Here is a 19,061-nt window from a genome sequence, read left to right on the forward strand (position 1 = left end):
TTAATCCCAAGAGCCAATGACGGACTGGCGTAAATCGAAATGACTGCACAAATTACAATCGCACTGACAAAAGGGCGGATTCTTCAGGAGACCCTACCGCTTCTTAAGGCGGCAGGGTTGGAGCCTGCTGAAGAACTAACTAAAAGTCGAAAGTTGATATTTCCGACGAATCGCGAAGGGGTGCATCTCCTCCTCCTGAGGGGAGTGGATGTGCCCACTTATGTGCAGCATGGAGCCGCAGATATTGGTGTGGCGGGGAAAGACACTCTACTCGAGCATAGTTCTGATGGTATATACGAGCCTCTCGATTTGGGCATTGCCCGCTGCCGCCTGATGACCGCTGGTGTTAAGGGGGGGCAACTGCCCAGTGGCCGAATTAAGGTCGCTACCAAGTTTGTACAGAGTGCCAAAAAGCACTATGCCTCGATTGGCCGTCAGGTTGACATTATTAAGTTGTATGGGGCTATGGAGCTTGCTCCGCTAATGAATTTGGCCGACGAGATTGTCGATATTGTAGATAGTGGCAATACGCTAAAGGCCAATGGCCTTGAAGCCCGAGAGACTATTGCGCAAATCAGTAGTCGATTGATCGTCAACAAGGCAGCCATGAAGATGAAATATGCACCAATCAATAGTTTGATTGAGAAGTTGGCATCGGCTGTTGCACAAACCAAATAGATACCCGAAGCATTATGACGAGCAAAGTAATTCGCCGGCTAAATACGGTCGATAGAGATTTCGATGGCCAATTGAAGCAGCTATTGGCTTGGCAGGCAGTGGCAAATCAAGAGGTTGGAAGTATCGTTGCAGAAATATTGCAGCGTGTTCGCGCTCATGGTGATAAGGCTGTTATCGAGTTCACCAACCGCTTTGATCATCGGCACCTGGAAAGCGCGAAAGACTTTGCTCTGCCGGCTGCTGAGCTTACCGCGGCTCTAGATCGTATAAGTACCGAGGAGCGCGAGGCCCTGGAGGCAGCTGCTAATAGAGTTAGGCGTTACCACGAGCATCAAAGACAGGAGTCCTGGCGCTATACGGAGGCCGATGGGACTGTGCTGGGGCAGCAGATTACCCCAATGCAAAGTGTCGGCATTTATGTTCCTGGAGGTAAGGCGAGTTACCCTTCTTCCGTGCTTATGAATGCAATTCCTGCAAAAGTTGCTGGGGTTGACGCCGTAAATATGGTGGTGCCGGCTCCGAAAGGGGCGCTGAACGACCTGGTGTTGGCGGCAGCGGCAATAGCAGGGGTGGACCGGGTGTTTACGATTGGTGGTGCCCAGGCAGTAGCGGCACTAGCCTATGGTACTGAGTCTATTCCTGCGGTGGATAAAATTGTTGGTCCGGGGAATATCTTTGTGGCCAGTGCCAAGCGTGCTGTTTTTGGTCATGTTGCTATCGACATGATTGCGGGCCCTTCTGAAATTCTGGTTATTTGCGATGGGCAAACAGATCCTGACTGGATTGCCATGGATCTATTGTCACAGGCTGAACACGATGAGCAGGCGCAGTCAATTCTATTGTGTCCTGACTCCAAATACTTGGATCGGGTTGAGAGTTCGCTGCAAAGGCTTTTGGCCGAGTTGCCCCGAGCTGAAATCGCTTCCCGCTCCCTTGCTGATCGTGGGGCGTTGATCCAAGTGGAGTCTATACAGCAGGCGATAGAAATCTCTAATCAGGTTGCACCGGAGCACCTGGAAGTTTCAGTAGGTAATCCTGAGGCTTACCTTCCTGAGATCCGGAATGCCGGAGCCATTTTCCTCGGGCGCTATACGGCAGAGGCATTGGGGGACTACTGTGCTGGCCCCAATCATGTCCTTCCTACCAGTGGCACTGCCCGTTTTTCCTCACCGCTGGGGGTTTACGACTTCCAGAAGCGCAGTTCGGTGATCTACTGTTCTGAAAAAGGCGCTGATACCTTGGGGCGCGTAGCGCATACTCTTGCGCTCGGGGAGGGGTTAGAAGCTCATGCCCGCTCTGCGGGTTTTCGGGTCAAGGATTTCTGAGTAATACACCCCGACAGATTCCTCTATGCGGGGTGTGTACATAGTGCACTTATTCTGTAGGGGGTATGCGGGTAGCCTGCCAGGCTAGGGCGCGCCACTCACCGTCTCGTTTAACAAACATGCCGGTGTTGAAGTAATAGCTTTGTTCCCTTTTACTGCTGTCATTAGTCGATAGTTTAAATGCAGCAATAGCGGTATCTCCTAACAATCGAATGTCAATTTCCTCGGCGGCATAGCTCGTTGTCACTGGTTCAGTGGGAGGTGTTTGCATTCCTTGCATAATTTCGCTTTTGCCAAAGCGCTTTCCGTTTGAGCTGGTGTATACCAGGTCCTCGGCCCAAAAGCGTTGGTGGGCCTGGGGATCAGAGGCAGCTTTGCTGATAAAATCAATCAGCAGTTTTTGTAAGTCTTCCTTATCTTCCGCTACTGCGGGGGTTACAGTTATTGTAAAAAGCAGAGCTAAAACCATTGAGCGCATGGAGGCTCCTCCTTGAGGGGTTATTCTATTGCTGTTTTTGTCTGTGGCTCTTCTGAAACTGTGGCATTAACTGTATGGGAAGCACCTTCTCTAATAAAGGTTATTGAGATGGTATCGCCGGGGCGCAGAGTTGCCATGGTGGCCTCTCCCTGTTTGCCATCGCCGATAGGGAGACCGTCAATATGTGTGATGACATCTCCGGGCTGAAGACCTGCAATGTGCGCGGGGCCCTCATTGTAAATAGCTGTTACTAATACGCCACCAGTAGAGTTTAAATTGAACTCCTTGGCCATTTGAGGGCTAATGCCAGTAGCTTCAATGCCCAGCCAGCCGGGTACAACCCGTCCGTAAGCGATAATATCTTGCATGACTTTGAAGGCAATATTGGCAGGAATAGCAAAGCTGATTCCGCCTGAATAGCCGGATTGATTGAGAATTGAGGTGTTGATGCCGAGCAGACGCCCTTGAGAGTCAACCAGTGCGCCGCCAGAGTTTCCAGGGTTGACCGCAGCATCTGTCTGCAAAAAGTTCTGTAAGTAGCTGCCGGTACCTGAGTTTTCAAGGTGGCGGCCTTTCGCACTGATAATGCCTTGAGTCACAGTTTGCCCGACTCCAAAAGGGTTGCCGATTGCGAGGACGATGTCGCCCACCTGTGCTCTGTCGGGCTCACCAACAGAAATGGAGGTCAGGCCGTCAAGGTCAATTTTGAGGACGGCCAAGTCAAAATCTGTATCGCTTCCGACGAGTCTTGCCTGTGCTTCCCGTCCATCAGCTAAAAGAATAACAATGGCATCTGCCTGGTCGACTACATGATGATTGGTCAGGATGTAACCGTTGTCACTGGCAATGACACCTGAGCCAAGATTGGATTGCATCCTCTGTCTTTGCGGGACATCCATGTTGTCGAACAAGCGCCTAAAAAGGGGGTCATTGAACAGAGGGTGCTGGCGTTGTGGCATGGCCATTCGGGTGTAGATATTGACTACAGCAGGGCCTGCCACATTGACGGCATGGGCATAGGAAACCGGACCTTGGGTATTATTTCCATTGGCCTCAGGGGCGATACCACGCAGTTGTGGGAATATAACCAAGAGCAGGGCAGCCATGGCAAGGCCTACCAGGGTTGGTAGGATCCAATCTTGTAAAAATCGGTTTTGGGACACTCGTGACTCCTCTTTGCGCTGATTATACACACGTCTCCGGGCGGAATCGCTGCACATGGACTTTGTTAGAGGAAATAGTTTCTTTTGGCTGGGTGGTTGTTCACGGCACAACAATTAGCATATAGGGGCTCTACAAAATGGCTTGGACAGAGGGGCAGTTTGTGAGCCTAATTGGAGGGCGCTTGTATTTCTCACTCCACTATATAGCGATTGCCCAGTGTCCGGGTCTGCTTGCTTGGTTTTTGAGACCCTGGAGTTGCTCAGGGAGTGGAATTTGGGAGGTATAATCTAACTCCTGTATGGCAATGGCATTGGTCGCTTACGATAGATGCGTATAATGGCCAATCGAAATTTTAAGACTAACCGGTAACTACTGTTTTTGGAGACCTAAATGTCCCTAGTTCGCCCCCATGGCAGCGTTGAACTTCAGCCACGCTTTGTATATGACAGTGAGAGGCATCACCAGTTGATGCACGAAGCGGAGTCCCTACCGTCAATCGTGGTCAGTTCGGCAGCTGCCGCTAATGCGGTAATGCTTGGGGCAGGATACTTCAATCCGTTACACGGCTATATGAACCTGGCAGATGCCATGAGTGTTGCTGAAACCTTGCGCACAGTAGATGGCCTGTTCTGGCCGGTGCCGGTTGTTAATGTTGTTAAAGACGCCAGTGAAATTGAGGGTGCCTCCCGTATAGCCCTGCGTGACCCAAATGTCGAGGGTAATCCGGTTCTCGCCGTGATGGATGTTGAGGCGATCGAAACCATTTCAGAAGAGCAAATGGACACCATGGCTGAGCTGGTGTTTGGCACTCTGGATGAGAAACACCCCGGTGTCGCAACCTTTAAATCTGCGGGGCGAACCCTGATATCGGGCCCGATCGAAGTGCTGAACTTTAGCTACTTCCAGAATGACTTCCCGGATACTTTCCGCACTGCAGTAGAGATTCGCAATGAGTTCAAGGAGCGTGGCTGGAATAAGGTTGTAGCCTTCCAGACTCGCAACCCGATGCACCGCGCGCACGAAGAGCTGTGCAAGATGGCCCTCGACGGGGTGGAGGCCGATGGTGTGCTGATTCATATGCTGCTTGGCCAGCTGAAGCCCGGTGATATCCCCGCTCCGGTGCGCGATGCTTCCATTCGCAAGATGGTAGAGCTGTACTTCCCGGCGAATACTGTGATGGTTACCGGTTACGGCTTTGATATGCTGTATGCGGGCCCGCGCGAAGCGGTATTGCATGCGGTATTCCGCCAGAATTGTGGCTGTAGTCACCTGATTGTCGGTCGCGATCACGCCGGCGTTGGCGATTACTACGGCGCTTTCGATGCTCAGACAATCTTCGATGAAAAGGTGCCTGAAGGCGCTCTAGAGATTGAGATTTTCCGTGCTGACCACACCGCTTATTCCAAAAAACTGAATAAGGTGGTGATGATGCGTGATGTTCCTGATCACACGAAAGAAGACTTTATTCTGCTTTCAGGTACTAAAGTGCGTGAAATGTTGGGTGATGGTATTGCGCCGCCTCCTGAGTTTTCTCGCCCTGAAGTGGCGCAGATTTTGATGGATTACTATCAGAGCCTGTAAATGCCGAATAAAAAAGGCGGGTGATTACCCGCCTTTTTCTATCTCTTGGAAAGCTGCGCTTCATCTCGTACAGCTTGTTAATTATTAGCTGCTCTCATGGGCCTCTTTTTCGAGCCCGTAGTCCTCAGCAAGTGTGCCTTTGGCGCCAGGTTCCTTAGGGGCCCAGTCGCGAGGCGGCTCTATATCCTGCAATTTCTCATCGTTGTCTTTTAATTTTCCACTGCCGGCTTTTAGCATCTGGCGGCCAATATCCTGGCTAGATAAGCGCAGCGCACTATTAGATAGGTATTCGTGAACCTCTTTATAGCTCTCGGTGAGGTTGTGAACAAGTTGTGACGTTTGATCAAAGTGATCGTTGACCTGCAACTGGAAATCTTCGAGTTTGTTGTTGGCTTCGCGGAGTCTCTGCTCCAGTTCCTCTGAGCGCTCCACACTGGTACGCCCGCGCACAGCCAGGAATGCGAGGAATGCACCCAGGGTCATACCGAGGACGCCGACTAGAATTAATACCGATGTAGAGTGCACTTACTACCTCCTCAACTTGCTTTTTTATTGTACAGATCGCCTCGCGGAGAGATGAGGCTGCCAATCTTGGCCCAGCCGGTTTCTGCACTTTGGGTAGCCCGCGTTCGTGGCTATTGCCCCTCATAATAGAGAGGCCAGTATACGCGATTATTACGCTGACAATTAATGTTGTCGGTCAATTGCGGCAGAATGGTTAGTGCCTGGTTCCAGTTTGCGGGGAGGGCTGGCTATTTCGGGTAGTTGCACTGTTGTAAAGGGTGCCAACCATGTCTCTCCGCGGTCTATGCGTAGATTGGTTGAATTTGATAGAGTGCGCGCCAGTTATTCAGTAGTCGAAGAAATTTTCCTCTATGTTGCCCGCCAAACCACTATTTTCTTCCCCTCTTGAGCGTTATGAGAGTGATCTTCAGCGTCCAGACTTTGTTGAGGATCAATCCCAGCGTCAGGCAGTTGAGGAGCTGCAGGATCTTCATCGGCGCCTGGTGGCCCGGTCTGAGCGCGGTGCGATCATCAGTTTTTTGTCCCGCATTCGCTGTCGCGCTAATGAGCCCGAGAAGGGTCTCTACTTTTGGGGTGGGGTAGGCCGCGGAAAAACCTACCTAATGGATGCGTTTTTTGAGTCCCTGCCGTTCGCGGAAAAACAGCGCACCCATTTCCATCGCTTTATGCGTCGGGTTCACCAGGATCTAAAGGAGTACGCAGGGGAGAAGAATCCGCTGGAGAAGGTGGCGGATAAGATTGCCCGCCGCGCTCGGGTGCTCTGCTTTGATGAGTTTTTCGTCTCAGATATTGCCGATGCCATGATATTGGCCGGTCTGTTGGATGCGCTGTTCCGTCGGGGGGTGGCCCTGGTGGCGACTTCGAATATTGTGCCCAAGGGCTTATATAAAGATGGGTTGCAGAGGGTACGGTTCCTTCCGGCCATCGATCTGCTGGAGAAGTACACCAAGGTGGTTAATGTCGATAGCGGTACCGATTACCGGCTGCGCACCCTGGAGATATTGGAGTTATATCATTCTCCGCTGGGACCTGAGGCGGATAGCAGTCTGGAGCAGAGTTTTTCGCAGCTGAGTGTCAGCGGCTGCGAAGCTCGTAGCGAAGTTCAGCTGCAAGTGGAGGGGCGCCCAATTCGAGCCTTGAAAGTAGCGGATGATGTTGCGTGGTTTGATTTTGTGGATTTGTGCGATGGGCCGCGATCGCAAAATGACTATATCGAGCTGGCCAGGGAGTTCCATACGGTGCTTCTGGGGTCGGTGGTCAGGTTTGATGAGCGTATGGATGCCCAGGCGCGTCGCTTCATTAATCTGGTGGATGAATTTTACGACCGGTGCGTGAAGTTGGTGATTTCTGCGGAGGTTCCAGCTGAGGAGCTGTACGTCGGCCGGAATCTTAAGTTTGAGTTTGAGCGCACGGTGAGCCGGCTTTTGGAGATGCAGTCCCGCGAATATCTGGAGCGACCCCATCGCCCCGAATAAGTCTGTCGAGTCGGGGTAAATTCCGCTTGAAAAGCATACACTCCTTTTGTACTATCCGCGCTCTTTTGTGGGACGGCCCCTAATTCTGGGGGTCATATTACAGGTGTTTATAACATGAAGACTTACAGTGCCAAGCCAGAGGCGGTAAAACGCGACTGGTACATTGTTGACGCTGCGGACAAGACCCTCGGCCGTATTGCTGCCGAGATCGCAACCCGCCTGCGCGGCAAGCACAAGCCTGAATACACGCCCCACGTGGACACTGGCGATTACATCATTGTAATCAACGCAGAAAAGGTTCGCGTGACCGGTAACAAGGCCAAAGACAAGATCTACCACAGCCACTCCGGCTACCCTGGTGGTCTTAAATCCATCAGCTTCGAAAAGCTGATCGAAAAAGCGCCCGAGCGCACCGTTCAAAGCGCCGTTAAAGGCATGCTGCCGAAAGGTCCTTTGGGTCGTGCCATGTTCAAGAAGCTGAAAGTATACAGCGGCAGTGAACATCCTCATGTGGCTCAACAGCCGATTGAACTGGCGATCTAAACGGGAATTAATCTGATGGCAACTACTCAATACTACGGTACCGGCCGCCGCAAGACCTCCACTGCTCGTGTATTCCTCACAGCAGGTGAAGGTAAGATCACCGTAAACGGTCGCACCCTGGACGAATACTTCGGCCGTGAAGTGGCTCGCATGATCGTGCGTCAGCCGCTGGAAAAGGTTGAAATGGTCGAGAAATTCGACATCACTGTTACTGTTAAAGGTGGCGGTTCCTTTGGTCAGGCGGGTGCTATCCGTCACGGCCTGACCCGTGCCCTGATGCAGTACGACGAAGCGCTGCGTCAACCGCTGCGCGCCGCTGGTTATGTTACCCGCGACGCCCGTGAGGTTGAGCGTAAGAAAGTGGGTCTGCGCAAAGCGCGTAAGAAGCCGCAGTTCTCCAAGCGTTAAGCTTTCTTTTTGGCCCGGCTTTTGCCGGGCTTTTTTATATTCCCGTATCTGTGGTTATCCAGCGCTCTTATGACTTTTGCTGGATTTATCGCGGTTTCGCCGCGTGATTCCCGACGTTCCCCATAGCATTGCCTTGTATCAAATTGGCATTTTCTTTAACATTGCGCCGATTTGTATCCGCTTGATTTGTGGGGTTTATTCGCGCGGGCAATCTGCCGGGGCGGGACTTCTTTCAAGACTTTTTGGGTTTGGGCCAGCGAATCTCCGGGCTATCGGGGTCGCTGTGATGGGAGAACTACGTCATGAGTGATGACGGTGTAAATGTAGGACGGCGCCGTTTTCTAACCGCTGCCACCTCAGTTGTTGGTGGCGCGGGTGCGGTGGGGGTTGCCGTTCCCTTCGTCGCTTCCTGGAAGCCGAGTGCCAAGGCGAAAGCTGCGGGCGCTCCGGTTAAATACAACATTAGCAAAGTTGAGCCGGGCCAAATGGTCACTGTAGAGTGGCGAGGTAAGCCGGTCTATGTTGTGCGCCGTACCGATGAAATACTGCAAGACCTGGAGAAAGTGGAGCCTCTACTGCGCGACCCTAACTCCGAGGAGTCTATCCAGCCAGCTTATGTAGATCCGGAAAACCGCTCTATCAAGCCAAAGCTGTTGGTGTTGGTTGGTCTGTGTACGCACCTTGGCTGCGCGCCTATGTACCGCCCGGAAGTGGGTGCTGCCGATCTGGGTGGCGATGAGTGGATGGGTGGCTTCTTCTGTCCCTGTCACGGTTCCAAATACGATATGGCTGGCCGTGTTTATACCGGTGTTCCCGCGCCTACCAACCTGGAGGTGCCGCCTTATTCCTATGAAAACGACGATGTAATCGTGATTGGCGTAGACCAGGAGGGCACCGCATGAAATGGCTCGCAGATTTCGGTGATTGGGTAGATCAGAGACTACCCATTTACCAGGCCTGGGATAAGCATATGGGCAAGTACTACGCGCCCAAAAACTTTAACCTGTGGTATTTCTTCGGCGTTTTCTCCCTATTGGTCCTGGTCAACCAGCTGTTGACCGGTATTTGGCTCGTTATGAGCTACAACCCCTCTGCCGAGGAGGCATTTGCCTCGGTTGAGTACATCATGCGCGATGTGGAGTGGGGTTGGTTGATACGATATCTTCACTCCACAGGTGCGTCTGCCTTCTTCGTGGTGGTGTACCTGCATATGTTCCGCGGTTTGATGTACGGCTCTTATAAGCCGCCTCGCGAGCTGGTGTGGATCTTCGGTATGTGTATCTACCTGGTGCTGATGGCAGAAGCCTTTATGGGTTACGTACTGCCCTGGGGCCAGATGTCCTACTGGGGTGCCCAGGTAATTGTTTCTCTGTTTGGAGCAATTCCCGGTATTGGCGATAGCCTGGTTGAGTGGATTCGCGGAGACTACCTGATCTCTGGTATTACCCTGACCCGCTTCTTCTCCCTGCACGTTATTGCACTGCCGCTGGTATTGGTATTGCTGGTAGTTCTGCATATCCTGGCGTTGCACGAAGTGGGTTCCAACAACCCAGACGGCATCGAGATCAAGAAGAACAAGGATGAGAACGGCATCCCCAAAGACGGTATTGCTTTCCACCCTTACTACTCTGTTCACGACCTGGTAGGTATCGCGGTATTCCTGTTTATCTTCGCAACTGTTGTGTTCTTCTTCCCGGAAATGGGCGGCTTCTTCCTGGAGTACGCTAACTTCGAAGAAGCGAACCCGCTGAAGACACCACCGCATATCGCTCCGGTTTGGTACTTCACGCCGTTCTACGCAATCCTGCGTGCGGTTACCATGGATATCGGTCCGCTTACTGCGAAATTCCTTGGCTTGGTAGCTATGGGTGCCGCTATTGCTGTGCTGTTTGTGCTGCCTTGGCTGGACAAGAGCCCGGTTCGCTCGATCCGCTACAAGGGTTGGTTGCCGAAGGGCTTGCTGCTTCTGTTTGCTGCAGTATTTATTATCCTTGGCTACCTGGGTGTTAAATCTCCGACCCCGGATCGTAACTTCCTGTCTCAGGTAGCGACCCTGTTCTACTTCGCCTTCTTCCTGACCATGCCGGTTTGGACGAATCCGAAGAGTAAGAAAGGCATTGGCTCCTGGGCTGTTTGTGTCATCTTCGGCGTGCTGTTCCTGTGGATGGCGGTAGCTAATTACTCCGTGAATACTTTCATGGTGGTTGTAACTCTGCTGCTCGCTGCCTTCTTTACTTTGCTGCCCTGGATTACCAATCGCGATGAGGTTTACCCAGAGCCCGAGCGTGTAACCAGCCCGTCTGGTGGTAAAACTTTCGGCATCCTGTTTATCGGTATTATCGTTGTCGGCCTGCTGACCTTTATCCCGATTAAAGCGGTAGGTGCAGAATCTGAAGTGGAGCTGGATCACATCAATATCGATCTGCGGGACAAGCCGTCCCTGCAGCGCGGTGCCAAGTACTTCGTCAACTACTGCATGGGGTGTCACAGTGCCAATTACTCCCGTTGGGAGCGTGTGGCCACTGACCTGGATATCCCGGTTGAGTTGATGATGGAGAACCTGGTTTTGGGTGATGACAAAATCGGCAACCTGATGACGATCTCCATGCGTCCAGATGATTCCAAAGTATGGTTCGGCGCCGCGCCGCCGGACCTGACGCTGGTTGCTCGTTCTCGCTCACCGGAATGGCTCTACACTTACCTCCGCAGCTTCTATAAGGACGACAGTCGTGCTACCGGGGTAAATAATAAGGTCTTCCCGAGTGTGGCCATGCCTCACGTTCTGATGGAGCTGCAAGGCTTGCAGGAGTGTGCCCCTGGCCCTAAGCGCGACCACGGTAAAGTTGTCCGCGATGAGCTCGGCAACCCGATTATGGATGCTGCCTGTGGTAGTCTGGAGGTGGGTAAGGTGAAAGGCTCTATGACACCTGAAGAGTTTGATGGGGCAATGTATGACCTCGTCAACTTTATGGAGTACATTGCTGAGCCGATGGCTGAAGATCGCAAACGTGTTGGCTTCTATGTGCTGGCGTTTATTTTTGTGTTCTTTATCTTCGCCTGGTTGCTGAACCGCGAATACTGGAAAGACGTGCACCACTAAAGCCGTCGCTAGTTTGTCTCTAATGGGTGGTGGGTTTACTCACTGCCCTTTTATATTTTGAATAAATGGTCGGCTCTAGCCGGCTTAAAGTTTGAGGTAGTTTGAACATGGGTGTGCCTACCAACAAGCGCTCCTCGATGACCTTCTTCTCCGATGGTCGCAGCCACTATAGCCACCGAGTACGTATCGTACTTGCAGAGAAAGGGGTTTCCGTCGATATCACCGATGTGGACGCCGATGATAAACCAGCTGAACTCGCTGACCTCAATCCTTACAACTCCCTGCCAACCCTGGTAGATCGCGACTTGGTTCTGTTCGAGACCAAAGTGATGATGGAGTATCTGGACGAGCGTTTCCCGCATCCGCCGCTGCTGCCAGTTTACCCGGTTGCCCGCGCGCAGAGCCGCCAGATTATGCATCGTATCGAGCGCGATTGGTGTCCTCTGGTGGACAAGATCCTTGCCGGTGGTAAGGACGCGGCCTCCGCTCGCAAAGAACTGCGCGACAACCTGGTTGGTATCGCTCCGATGTTTACCGACCTGCCGTACTTCTTTAATGAAGAGTTTTCTCTGGTAGATTGCTGCATGGCCCCGCTGTTGTGGCGCCTCGAGCAGTTTGAAATCAGCCTTCCGAAAACCAAACAGGTTAAGCCGTTGCTGGATTATATGGACCGCCTGTTTGCCCGCGAGGCATTCCAGCAGAGTCTGACCGAATACGAACGGGAAATGCGTTGAGGGAATACTGGTGAGCAAGCCGGCCATGACATCCAATCGTCCCTACATTCTGCGGGCGTTTTACGAGTGGATAACCGATAACCGGTGCACTCCTTATATTCTGGTTGATACGCACCTCCCCGGTGTTTTGGTGCCGCAACAACATGTGAACGACGATGGTCAGATAGTGCTGAACATCTCGGAATCAGCGGTTGCCAGTCTGACTATGGATAATTACGCCATCAGGTTTAACGCCCGTTTTGGCGGGGTTCCGACAGATATCCAAGTTCCAGTGGGATCTGTGGTCGGAATCTACGCGCGGGAAAACGGGCAGGGGATGGTATTTGAGGCCGAGGAAACTCCAGAGCCGCCCGAACCGACGCCACCCACCAGTTTGGGTAAAAAATCGGTGAAAAAACCGGCTCTGCGTGTCGTTAAATAGTGCTCCTTTTCGCTGGTAGGGCAGATTTCTAAGGCCCTGCCAGCTCCCCCCTTCGCTTCAATTTTGTGACCTAGTTCCGGGTATACGCTTGTCCCAAGTCCGTATAATGGCGCGTTATCTTTTATTGCCGCGAATGTCATGCCGCCATACCTTCAATGGCTGCGCTTTATTTGGCTGCCAGGGATGCTTCTGGTGCTTCTCGTTGCGCAGTATCTTCCCTGGATTGATCTGACCCACTTATACAGTCCGCAGTTGCCAGTCTTATTATTGGCTGTGGCGGTATTGCTCAGTTTTGGTTTTCGCTCGAGCCGGGTTGCGCTTTCAGCACTGCTTATCATGGCCCTATACATAGCGGCTCACTCCCAATTGCTCCCCAGCTTGCACAGGGATCTCCCGCTTTATCTCTCACTGGTTGCAGTAAATCTTGTTCTGTTTACTTGCAGCCGTGATCGCAGTGTCTTCAGTATTTTTGGGCTGCTATGGGGCCTGTTTTTGCTGGCTGAGGGGGTGGGTTTTGTCTTGCTCTATGATTGCTGCGCGCCGCTGAGGTTGGCATTTCCTGTCGAGAATTTGCCCAGCGGGTTGTCCGGGTTTTTACCCGACGCATTTTCGTTGCCACAATTGATTGGCGCTGTCTCCGCTCTCGGTGCTTTTGCCTTACTTTTTCTCTACCCTGGCCCCACCGCTATGGGTCTATTTAGCTGTTCTATTTTGCTGTTGTGCAGTGTTTGGTTGAGCCTTCCTCTCGAGTTTACCGGCTCTGTAGCCGGAATATTATTGGTCGCTTCGCTGCTTGGGGCCAGTTATGAATTGGCGTTTCGCGATGAGCTGACTGGGCTTCATTCCAGGCGGGCCTTCCGCTATCAGATGCTGACGCCAGCATGGAATTACAGTCTTGCCATGGTTGATATCGATTATTTTAAAAAGCTGAATGATCGCTATGGCCATCAGGTGGGTGATCAGGCTTTGCAAATGGTTGCGGCTCAACTCGCGCGCCACTCTCACGGTACCGTGTTTCGCTATGGCGGTGAGGAGTTTGTTATTTATCTTCCGGGCCGCAGTCGCCAGGCGAAAGAAGCTTTATTGGAAAAAATCAGGGAGAAAATCTCAAGTTACCCACTGCGCCTAAGGTCATCGGGGCGTCTTTCCGCAGGGGCTTCGCTCAGGGGGAAGGGTGGGGGGAAGCCAGTAAAAGTTACCGTGAGTATTGGCGTTGCCCACCGCAATAAAAAACTAAAGAAACCCGAGAGTATCCTTAAAGCGGCTGATCAAGCGCTTTATAAAGCAAAGCGCAGCGGGCGAAATTGCCTGTCTGTCCACAGCTGATATAAATCAAGTAAATTTGAAAGTGACGCTTAATTCCCTTTTGGCATTGGTCAATCTGTTGTGCGCCACCGATACTGCAAAGCAGGGCATTGGAAGGGAGATTTGGTGTGCGGATACTCAGTCATACAATAGGTATTCTTACCAACCCGGAAAAAGAGTGGAAAGCGATACGCGCTGATCGCCATTCTTTTTTTGAGGTGTTTGTAACTCATGTGCCGCTTCTGGCGTTGATTCCTACCGTGGCCGGTTACTTTGGGGTTACCCGGGTAGGCTTTCAGGTTGGGGGACATCTGGCAAAGCTGACACCTGAAAGTGCAGCTGTTCTGTCGGTTGTTACTTATTTTGCATTGCTGGTTGGCGTCTATTGCCTCGGAGAGTTTATTAACTGGATGGCGCGATCCTACGGAGTTGAGGGAGATGAGCCCACGCGCCATTATGAAGGCACGGCACTTGCGGTGTTTATTACTACGCCAATCTTCCTGGCGAGTATCGTCGTCCTTTATCCACACCCCTGGCTCACGATGGCGTCGGTAGGCATTGCCGGGATGTATTCTATTTACCTGGTCTTTGCTGGCATTCCGATCCTGATGAATATGAATAAGGATCGAGCATTTCTGTATGCCTGTGCAGTATTAACCGTTGCCTTGGTAATGATGGTTACGGTGCTTATTGGCTCCGTCATTTTATGGAGTGTGGGCATCGGGCCGGTTTATCAGCACCACGCCCATTAAGGTTTCACAACGCCAGCATTTGTGCTGGCGTTGTGCGGCTACCTAGACTTATCGACAATCGGTGGCATAGGGCAGTCCAGGCTGTCAGCGACGGCCCTTAACAGTTCGATCTCCTCCGCTTTAATTACCCCATTGTGATTCAAGGTGATCACAATCGCTTTCAGTAAGTCGGGTTTCTCCAGGGGCGGTATAAGGCTGGCGATTGCAATGGCCTTGTCCAGTCTTGGCAGGGTGATATCAGCGATGCCGGGTAGCGGGGTTATTTCAAGCCTGAGAGCACTGAGTCCCTTCTCATGAGCACGTTTTGCTGGAAGGTATTGGCTGTTTCCCGCATGGGCGATGGCTGCAATGATAAATCGTGAAGCATCTTTGTTGGCATGTTTGCTATGGGACAGGCGCTGTCGATCTGGAGCGCCGTCGAGCGCGTGCATTAATACCCGGTACAGGGCCCATTCCCAAACTTCAACTTTCCCATCGCTGTGTAGAAGCTTGATAAGATTTCGTTTAAAGATCTGGTACTGCTGAGGGACTAGGGCACGTAAGGCCGGGATACATAGGTCAATCAATGCGAGGCGAGCGTTGCTCGGCAGTGATTCCATATGTGGTGTGAGTTTTTTCATCTCGCGGATAACAGCAGGATGGGCAATTTTCTCCAAGAGGTTTAGCTGTTTGTCTCGCTCGGTTTTATCCTTGTGCAGAAGAAGGTAGTAGACCAGTGCCCGGGCGGTAAAAGGTTCGTGTGCAGCCTGTTGGATAAGGGGTGGAATAGAACCCAGCAGTTGATGTCCAAGCTCAACTTGGTGTGTATCTGGTTTGGCAATACTGTTGTCCACTGCATCCAGAGCAGCCTGGAAAGGCGTCGTAGGAGCGGCCATGGCGAGCTGCGGATTTTGCAATTCACTGAGTTTTACAGTCTCGGCTTCACTTTTTACCTGTTCTTCCGTATTGGCGAATAGGCCATTCCAGGTGGGTTCTAGCCTCTTGATGCGCACTGGCAGTGGAGGGTGAGTGGCAAAAAGGCTGAGCAGGGAGCGTTTTACCCCAACCGCGAACAACATATGGTTAAACTCTGCTGCGTTGGGGCTGCTGAGTTCTGAGCCTAAATCGCGGCCACCGATCTTTTTCAGCGCGTTGGCAATACCGAGGTTGTTGCGAGTAAATTGTACTGCGGAGGCATCGGCAAGAAACTCCCGTTGCCGACTGACAGCGGCCTTGATCAGGTTGCCGATTAGCGTACCGGTGTAGCCGAGGATAATCAGAGTTATTCCCAGGCCTAGTAGAGGATATCTTATGGGGGTTACGCGCCGGTGGGGTGCCGGGCTTCTGACAAGGAGCTGTCCCAAAAGTCCAATAATTAAGATTCCATGTAACAGCCCGGTGATCTGGGTGTTTAGACGAATGTCTCCATTGAGAATATGACTGAACTCGTGGGCAACAACGCCCTGTAGCTCCTCCCGGGTAAGCTTTTCCAAGGAGCCCCGCGTCAGGCCAATAACGGCATCGATAGGGTTTTGGCCAGCGGCAAAGGCATTGATGGTGCTGTCCTCAATGATGTAGACATCGGGTACCGGAATACCTGTTGCAATAGCAATCTCTTCCACAATATTGAGTGCTCTCTTTTCCCGCTCAGTTCGCGCGGAAGTATTAAGTTTGTGCCCTCCCAGGGATTCCGCCACAGCCTTTCCCCCAGGAGATAATTGATGGAACTTGTACAGACTGCCCAGGATAACAACGGTACCGATGACAAAGGCTATTGAGCCAAGGGTCTCCCAGCCCAGAAGTTGCACAACTTCAAAGGGAGTAAATGGTTGGCCGCGAGACAGTGACACCATGGACGCCGTAGCCAGGGTGCTCAAACTAATTAGGGCAATGAGGGCCAGGCTGAACAGGAAAACCAGCAAACGACTGCTGTGCTTGGCTTTGTCCTGGTGAACGTAAAAGTTCATATTTAAAACTCGATACGTGGCGCGACTTGAAAGGTTTCTGAGTCTGCGAACTCAAGCATTTGGGCGTTGGCTCTGTGGCCAAAAAGGCCGGCCAGAAATACTGGAGGGAAGCTCTGTTTGTAGATGTTGTAGCTGGTGACGCAGTCGTTAAAAGCTTGGCGTGCAAATGCCACGCGGTTTTCGGTGCTGTTTAACTCCTCGTTGAGTTCGCGAAGGGTCTGGTCGGCTTTCAGTTCCGGGTAGGCCTCAATCACCATATTCAGGCGACCCAGAGCGCTGTTGAGAAGGCCTTCTGCGCGGCCGAGCTTATCGATAGCGGCCGGATTGGTAGGGCTTTTAGCGGCAGATTTAAGGTCTGAAATTGCGGTATTACGCGCACTGATTACCGTTTCCAGGGTTTCCCTCTCGTGATTCAGGTATGCCCTGGCACTCTCTACCAGATTTGGTACCAGTTCGTGGCGTCGCTTTAACTGTATCTCTATCTGCGCAAAAGCATTTTCGCTGTGGTTTTTCAGTGAAACCAGTTTGTTAAAGATACTGATGATGAAAAAGAACAGTGCGATGACCACCGTCAGCACAATAAGTCCCGTAGACCCCATAACGCTCCCCTATTTATCCCTGTTGGTGGCGTAAATAGTAACACGATGGGCTGATACTGATACGCACCGGCCGCACCCCTGGCGGAGCGGGGTGGGGCTTCGGCTATAATGCGGCGACATTAAAACAATTGCCGCCACCACAGTGATGGCGGCACAGAACTTGGAGCAGCCAGAATGAGTGATGTAACTTCGGACCCTGTAGTGATTGTCGGAATGTCGCGTACGCCAATGGGCGCTATGCAGGGCAGCCTTTCAGCCCTCACTGCCCCGCAGTTGGGTGCTGCGGCGATTCGCGCAGCCCTTGAGGACGCGGGTGTGGCACCTGCCGATGTGGATGAAGTGCTGATGGGTTGTGTGCTCCCGGCAGGTGTCGGTCAGGCTCCGGCACGCCAGGCATCACTGGGTGCAGGCATCCCTGTCGGCACTCCTTGCACCACTGTTAACAAGGTGTGTGGCTCCGGAATGAAGACTGTGATGATGGCCCGCGATGCCCTGCTGATGGGTGAGGGTAAGGTTATCGTTGCTGGTGGTATGGAAAGCATGAGCAATGCCCCCTACCTGCTGGCCAAGGCCCGCTCTGGTATGCGCCTCGGTCATGGAGAGGTCAAAGATTCCATGTTCCTGGATGGCCTGGAAAATGCTGCAGATGGCAAGCTGATGGGTACTTTCGCCGAATCTACTGCCGATAAGTACGATTTCACCCGCGAAGAGCAGGACGCTTTTGCCCTGGAATCTCTGGCGCGTGCCCAGGCCGCGATTGAAGGTGGTGATTTTACTCGTGAAATCTCCCCGGTCACGATTGCCTCTCGCAAAGGTGAGATTGAGGTCAGCGTCGATGAGGCCCCAGGTAATGCCCGTCCAGACAAAATCCCTCAGCTAAAACCGGCGTTCCGTAAAGACGGCACTGTAACTGCAGCGAACTCAAGCTCTATTTCTGACGGTGCTGCGGCGCTGGTGTTGATGCGCAAAAGTGAAGCTGAGAAGCGCAGCTTGAAAATTCTGGCTGTTCTCAAGGGGCAATCCCAGTTTGCCCGTGAGCCCGAGTGGTTCACTACGGCTCCGGTCGGCGCTATGCACAAGCTGCTGGAAAATGCCGGTTGGTCTGCGGCGGATGTGGACCTATTCGAGATTAATGAAGCATTTGCGGTAGTGACTATGGCTGCAATGCGTGAGCTCGATTTGCCCTGGGAAAAGGTCAATGTTAACGGTGGTGCCTGTGCCCTCGGCCACCCGTTAGGTGCTAGCGGTGCCCGTATCCTGGTTACCCTGTTGGCAGCGATGGAAAAGCGCGATGCCAAGAAGGGCGTGGCAAGCCTGTGCATTGGTGGCGGTGAGGCTACAGCGGTTGCTATAGAGCGCGTATAAGTTACAGACTTGAGCGCTAACAAAAACGGAGGCAGTTGCCTCCGTTTTTGTTTGTGTAGTGAGGGAACTATTAGTTGATGTATTCCACTGCTTTTACAACCTTCTGTACCCCGCCTACCGAGCGGGTCACTTCGGCTGCCCGTTCCGCTTCGGCAGGAGTTAGCAGTCCCATCAAATAAACAACTCCATTCTCGGTCACGATTTTGATGCGACCACTGTCTACTTCCTTATTGGCAAACAGGTTGCTTTTCACCTTGGTGGTTAGCCAGGTATCGCTGGTGCTAGCCAGTAAAGTGACTTTACCGCGCACCTGAATTTCGTTGTAGACCTGGCGAACGTTTTGTACTTGTTCCGCCGTGCGTCCGGCAAGCAGGCGCAGTTCCTGGCTGGGCACCTGGCCGGTGAGCAGTACAACACCATTAAAAGAATTGATATTGATATTCGAGGTTTTCAGGTCCGGGTGAGCTTTGTTGATATTGACTGTGGTCACCGTCTCGATACGTTGGTCATCAATATAGGTGCCAAAAGATCGCTCGCCGGGGTCCTGTTGTATGGGGCCGTCATGGGTGGCCTCCAATACAGTGCTGCATCCCGCTAACAAGGTGGTTGCCGCAAGGGCAGCCAGGAGATATTTCCCCAGGGTCAACTTTTTGTTGTTCATC

General features: G+C 52.3%; 19 protein-coding genes. 13 read left to right on the plus strand and 6 right to left on the minus strand.

The features are described from left to right. Positions 1 to 39: 39 nt before the first annotated feature. Together hisG and hisD are read left to right on the plus strand one after the other, a co-directional pair. The gene (gene hisG / locus ACJJIR_RS04580) at positions 40 to 678 is read left to right on the plus strand and encodes an ATP phosphoribosyltransferase (RefSeq protein ID WP_444907491.1); all 639 of its coding nucleotides are present in this window, start codon (positions 40 to 42) and stop codon (positions 676 to 678) included. 14 nt (positions 679 to 692) lie between these two features. Then, entirely contained in the window at positions 693 to 2,003 is a 1,311-nt protein-coding gene (gene hisD / locus ACJJIR_RS04585) for a histidinol dehydrogenase (protein WP_444907492.1), read from the plus strand. A gap of 49 nt (positions 2,004 to 2,052) precedes the next feature. Here hisD and ACJJIR_RS04590 read toward each other — a convergent pair whose 3' ends face one another. Continuing rightward, complete coding sequence (locus ACJJIR_RS04590) at positions 2,053 to 2,481, minus strand: nuclear transport factor 2 family protein (protein ID WP_444907493.1); 429 nt, start codon at positions 2,479 to 2,481, stop codon at positions 2,053 to 2,055. A 20-nt stretch (positions 2,482 to 2,501) separates the two neighbouring features. Then, positions 2,502 to 3,644, minus strand: coding sequence for a S1C family serine protease (locus ACJJIR_RS04595; protein ID WP_444907494.1), 1,143 nt, complete (start codon positions 3,642 to 3,644; stop codon positions 2,502 to 2,504). Positions 3,645 to 4,035: 391 nt separating this feature from the next. Between ACJJIR_RS04595 and sat the strand changes: the two genes are divergently transcribed. Continuing rightward, positions 4,036 to 5,226 carry a sulfate adenylyltransferase gene (sat, locus tag ACJJIR_RS04600; protein ID WP_444907495.1) on the plus strand — a complete coding sequence of 397 codons (1,191 nt, stop codon included), beginning with the start codon at positions 4,036 to 4,038 and terminating at the stop codon, positions 5,224 to 5,226. An 84-nt stretch (positions 5,227 to 5,310) separates the two neighbouring features. Here the strand turns inward: sat and ACJJIR_RS04605 are convergent, their stop codons facing one another. Then, entirely contained in the window at positions 5,311 to 5,751 is a 441-nt protein-coding gene (locus tag ACJJIR_RS04605; protein ID WP_157954137.1) for a Z-ring associated ZapG family protein, read from the minus strand. Between the two features lie 350 nt (positions 5,752 to 6,101). Here ACJJIR_RS04605 and zapE point away from each other — a divergent pair, with 350 nt between their 5' ends. The 9 genes from zapE to ACJJIR_RS04650 all read left to right on the plus strand — a co-directional run bounded on the left by zapE (position 6,102) and on the right by ACJJIR_RS04650 (position 14,489). After that, the gene (gene zapE, locus ACJJIR_RS04610; RefSeq protein ID WP_444907496.1) at positions 6,102 to 7,226 is read left to right on the plus strand and encodes a cell division protein ZapE; all 1,125 of its coding nucleotides are present in this window, start codon (positions 6,102 to 6,104) and stop codon (positions 7,224 to 7,226) included. 114 nt (positions 7,227 to 7,340) lie between these two features. Continuing rightward, entirely contained in the window at positions 7,341 to 7,769 is a 429-nt protein-coding gene (gene rplM / locus ACJJIR_RS04615) for a 50S ribosomal protein L13 (protein WP_108734214.1), read from the plus strand. A 15-nt stretch (positions 7,770 to 7,784) separates the two neighbouring features. Then, positions 7,785 to 8,177 (plus strand): 30S ribosomal protein S9, encoded by a 393-nt coding sequence (gene rpsI, locus ACJJIR_RS04620; protein ID WP_413663030.1) that lies wholly within the window; start codon positions 7,785 to 7,787, stop codon positions 8,175 to 8,177. Positions 8,178 to 8,479: 302 nt separating this feature from the next. Next, positions 8,480 to 9,079: a ubiquinol-cytochrome c reductase iron-sulfur subunit gene (gene petA, locus ACJJIR_RS04625; RefSeq protein WP_413663029.1), complete on the plus strand. Its 600-nt coding sequence runs from the start codon at positions 8,480 to 8,482 to the stop codon at positions 9,077 to 9,079. Then, positions 9,076 to 11,277: a ubiquinol-cytochrome c reductase gene (locus tag ACJJIR_RS04630; RefSeq protein WP_444896358.1), complete on the plus strand. Its 2,202-nt coding sequence runs from the start codon at positions 9,076 to 9,078 to the stop codon at positions 11,275 to 11,277. The genes petA and ACJJIR_RS04630 overlap by 4 nt, the downstream gene beginning before the upstream one ends. A 107-nt stretch (positions 11,278 to 11,384) precedes the next feature. Continuing rightward, positions 11,385 to 12,011 (plus strand): glutathione S-transferase N-terminal domain-containing protein, encoded by a 627-nt coding sequence (locus tag ACJJIR_RS04635; protein ID WP_108734210.1) that lies wholly within the window; start codon positions 11,385 to 11,387, stop codon positions 12,009 to 12,011. A 25-nt stretch (positions 12,012 to 12,036) separates the two neighbouring features. Next, positions 12,037 to 12,432, plus strand: coding sequence for a ClpXP protease specificity-enhancing factor (locus tag ACJJIR_RS04640; RefSeq protein ID WP_108735312.1), 396 nt, complete (start codon positions 12,037 to 12,039; stop codon positions 12,430 to 12,432). Between the two features lie 138 nt (positions 12,433 to 12,570). After that, entirely contained in the window at positions 12,571 to 13,758 is a 1,188-nt protein-coding gene (locus ACJJIR_RS04645; RefSeq protein WP_444907497.1) for a GGDEF domain-containing protein, read from the plus strand. A gap of 107 nt (positions 13,759 to 13,865) precedes the next feature. Further along, positions 13,866 to 14,489: a Yip1 family protein gene (locus ACJJIR_RS04650; protein ID WP_413663026.1), complete on the plus strand. Its 624-nt coding sequence runs from the start codon at positions 13,866 to 13,868 to the stop codon at positions 14,487 to 14,489. Between the two features lie 38 nt (positions 14,490 to 14,527). Here the strand turns inward: ACJJIR_RS04650 and ACJJIR_RS04655 are convergent, their stop codons facing one another. Together ACJJIR_RS04655 and ACJJIR_RS04660 are read right to left on the minus strand one after the other, a co-directional pair. Continuing rightward, positions 14,528 to 16,435, minus strand: a complete 1,908-nt coding sequence (locus ACJJIR_RS04655; RefSeq protein WP_444907498.1) for a M48 family metallopeptidase — start codon at positions 16,433 to 16,435, stop codon at positions 14,528 to 14,530. Positions 16,436 to 16,437: 2 nt separating this feature from the next. Continuing rightward, positions 16,438 to 17,034: a LemA family protein gene (locus ACJJIR_RS04660; protein WP_444907499.1), complete on the minus strand. Its 597-nt coding sequence runs from the start codon at positions 17,032 to 17,034 to the stop codon at positions 16,438 to 16,440. Between the two features lie 174 nt (positions 17,035 to 17,208). Between ACJJIR_RS04660 and ACJJIR_RS04665 the strand changes: the two genes are divergently transcribed. Continuing rightward, the gene (locus ACJJIR_RS04665; protein WP_444907500.1) at positions 17,209 to 18,399 is read left to right on the plus strand and encodes an acetyl-CoA C-acyltransferase; all 1,191 of its coding nucleotides are present in this window, start codon (positions 17,209 to 17,211) and stop codon (positions 18,397 to 18,399) included. Between the two features lie 70 nt (positions 18,400 to 18,469). Here ACJJIR_RS04665 and ACJJIR_RS04670 read toward each other — a convergent pair whose 3' ends face one another. Then, positions 18,470 to 19,060, minus strand: a complete 591-nt coding sequence (locus tag ACJJIR_RS04670; protein ID WP_413663022.1) for a BON domain-containing protein — start codon at positions 19,058 to 19,060, stop codon at positions 18,470 to 18,472. Between the last annotated feature and the right edge of the window lies 1 nt (position 19,061).

Source organism: Microbulbifer maximicatervae (SeqCode) (genome assembly GCF_052467385.1).

Excerpts from the sequence above, each read along its gene's own strand:
- hisG (WP_444907491.1), top strand. The coding sequence starts at position 40 with ATGACTGCACAAATTACAATCGCACTGACAAAAGGGCGGATTCTTCAG.
- hisD (WP_444907492.1), top strand. The coding sequence starts at position 693 with ATGACGAGCAAAGTAATTCGCCGGCTAAATACGGTCGATAGAGATTTC.
- ACJJIR_RS04590 (WP_444907493.1), bottom strand. The coding sequence starts at position 2,481 with ATGCGCTCAATGGTTTTAGCTCTGCTTTTTACAATAACTGTAACCCCC.
- sat (WP_444907495.1), top strand. The coding sequence starts at position 4,036 with ATGTCCCTAGTTCGCCCCCATGGCAGCGTTGAACTTCAGCCACGCTTT.
- zapE (WP_444907496.1), top strand. The coding sequence starts at position 6,102 with ATGTTGCCCGCCAAACCACTATTTTCTTCCCCTCTTGAGCGTTATGAG.
- rplM (WP_108734214.1), top strand. The coding sequence starts at position 7,341 with ATGAAGACTTACAGTGCCAAGCCAGAGGCGGTAAAACGCGACTGGTAC.
- rpsI (WP_413663030.1), top strand. The coding sequence starts at position 7,785 with ATGGCAACTACTCAATACTACGGTACCGGCCGCCGCAAGACCTCCACT.
- petA (WP_413663029.1), top strand. The coding sequence starts at position 8,480 with ATGAGTGATGACGGTGTAAATGTAGGACGGCGCCGTTTTCTAACCGCT.
- ACJJIR_RS04630 (WP_444896358.1), top strand. The coding sequence starts at position 9,076 with ATGAAATGGCTCGCAGATTTCGGTGATTGGGTAGATCAGAGACTACCC.
- ACJJIR_RS04635 (WP_108734210.1), top strand. The coding sequence starts at position 11,385 with ATGGGTGTGCCTACCAACAAGCGCTCCTCGATGACCTTCTTCTCCGAT.
- ACJJIR_RS04640 (WP_108735312.1), top strand. The coding sequence starts at position 12,037 with ATGACATCCAATCGTCCCTACATTCTGCGGGCGTTTTACGAGTGGATA.
- ACJJIR_RS04645 (WP_444907497.1), top strand. The coding sequence starts at position 12,571 with ATGCCGCCATACCTTCAATGGCTGCGCTTTATTTGGCTGCCAGGGATG.
- ACJJIR_RS04655 (WP_444907498.1), bottom strand. The coding sequence starts at position 16,435 with ATGAACTTTTACGTTCACCAGGACAAAGCCAAGCACAGCAGTCGTTTG.
- ACJJIR_RS04660 (WP_444907499.1), bottom strand. The coding sequence starts at position 17,034 with ATGGGGTCTACGGGACTTATTGTGCTGACGGTGGTCATCGCACTGTTC.
- ACJJIR_RS04665 (WP_444907500.1), top strand. The coding sequence starts at position 17,209 with ATGAGTGATGTAACTTCGGACCCTGTAGTGATTGTCGGAATGTCGCGT.
- ACJJIR_RS04670 (WP_413663022.1), bottom strand. The coding sequence starts at position 19,060 with ATGAACAACAAAAAGTTGACCCTGGGGAAATATCTCCTGGCTGCCCTT.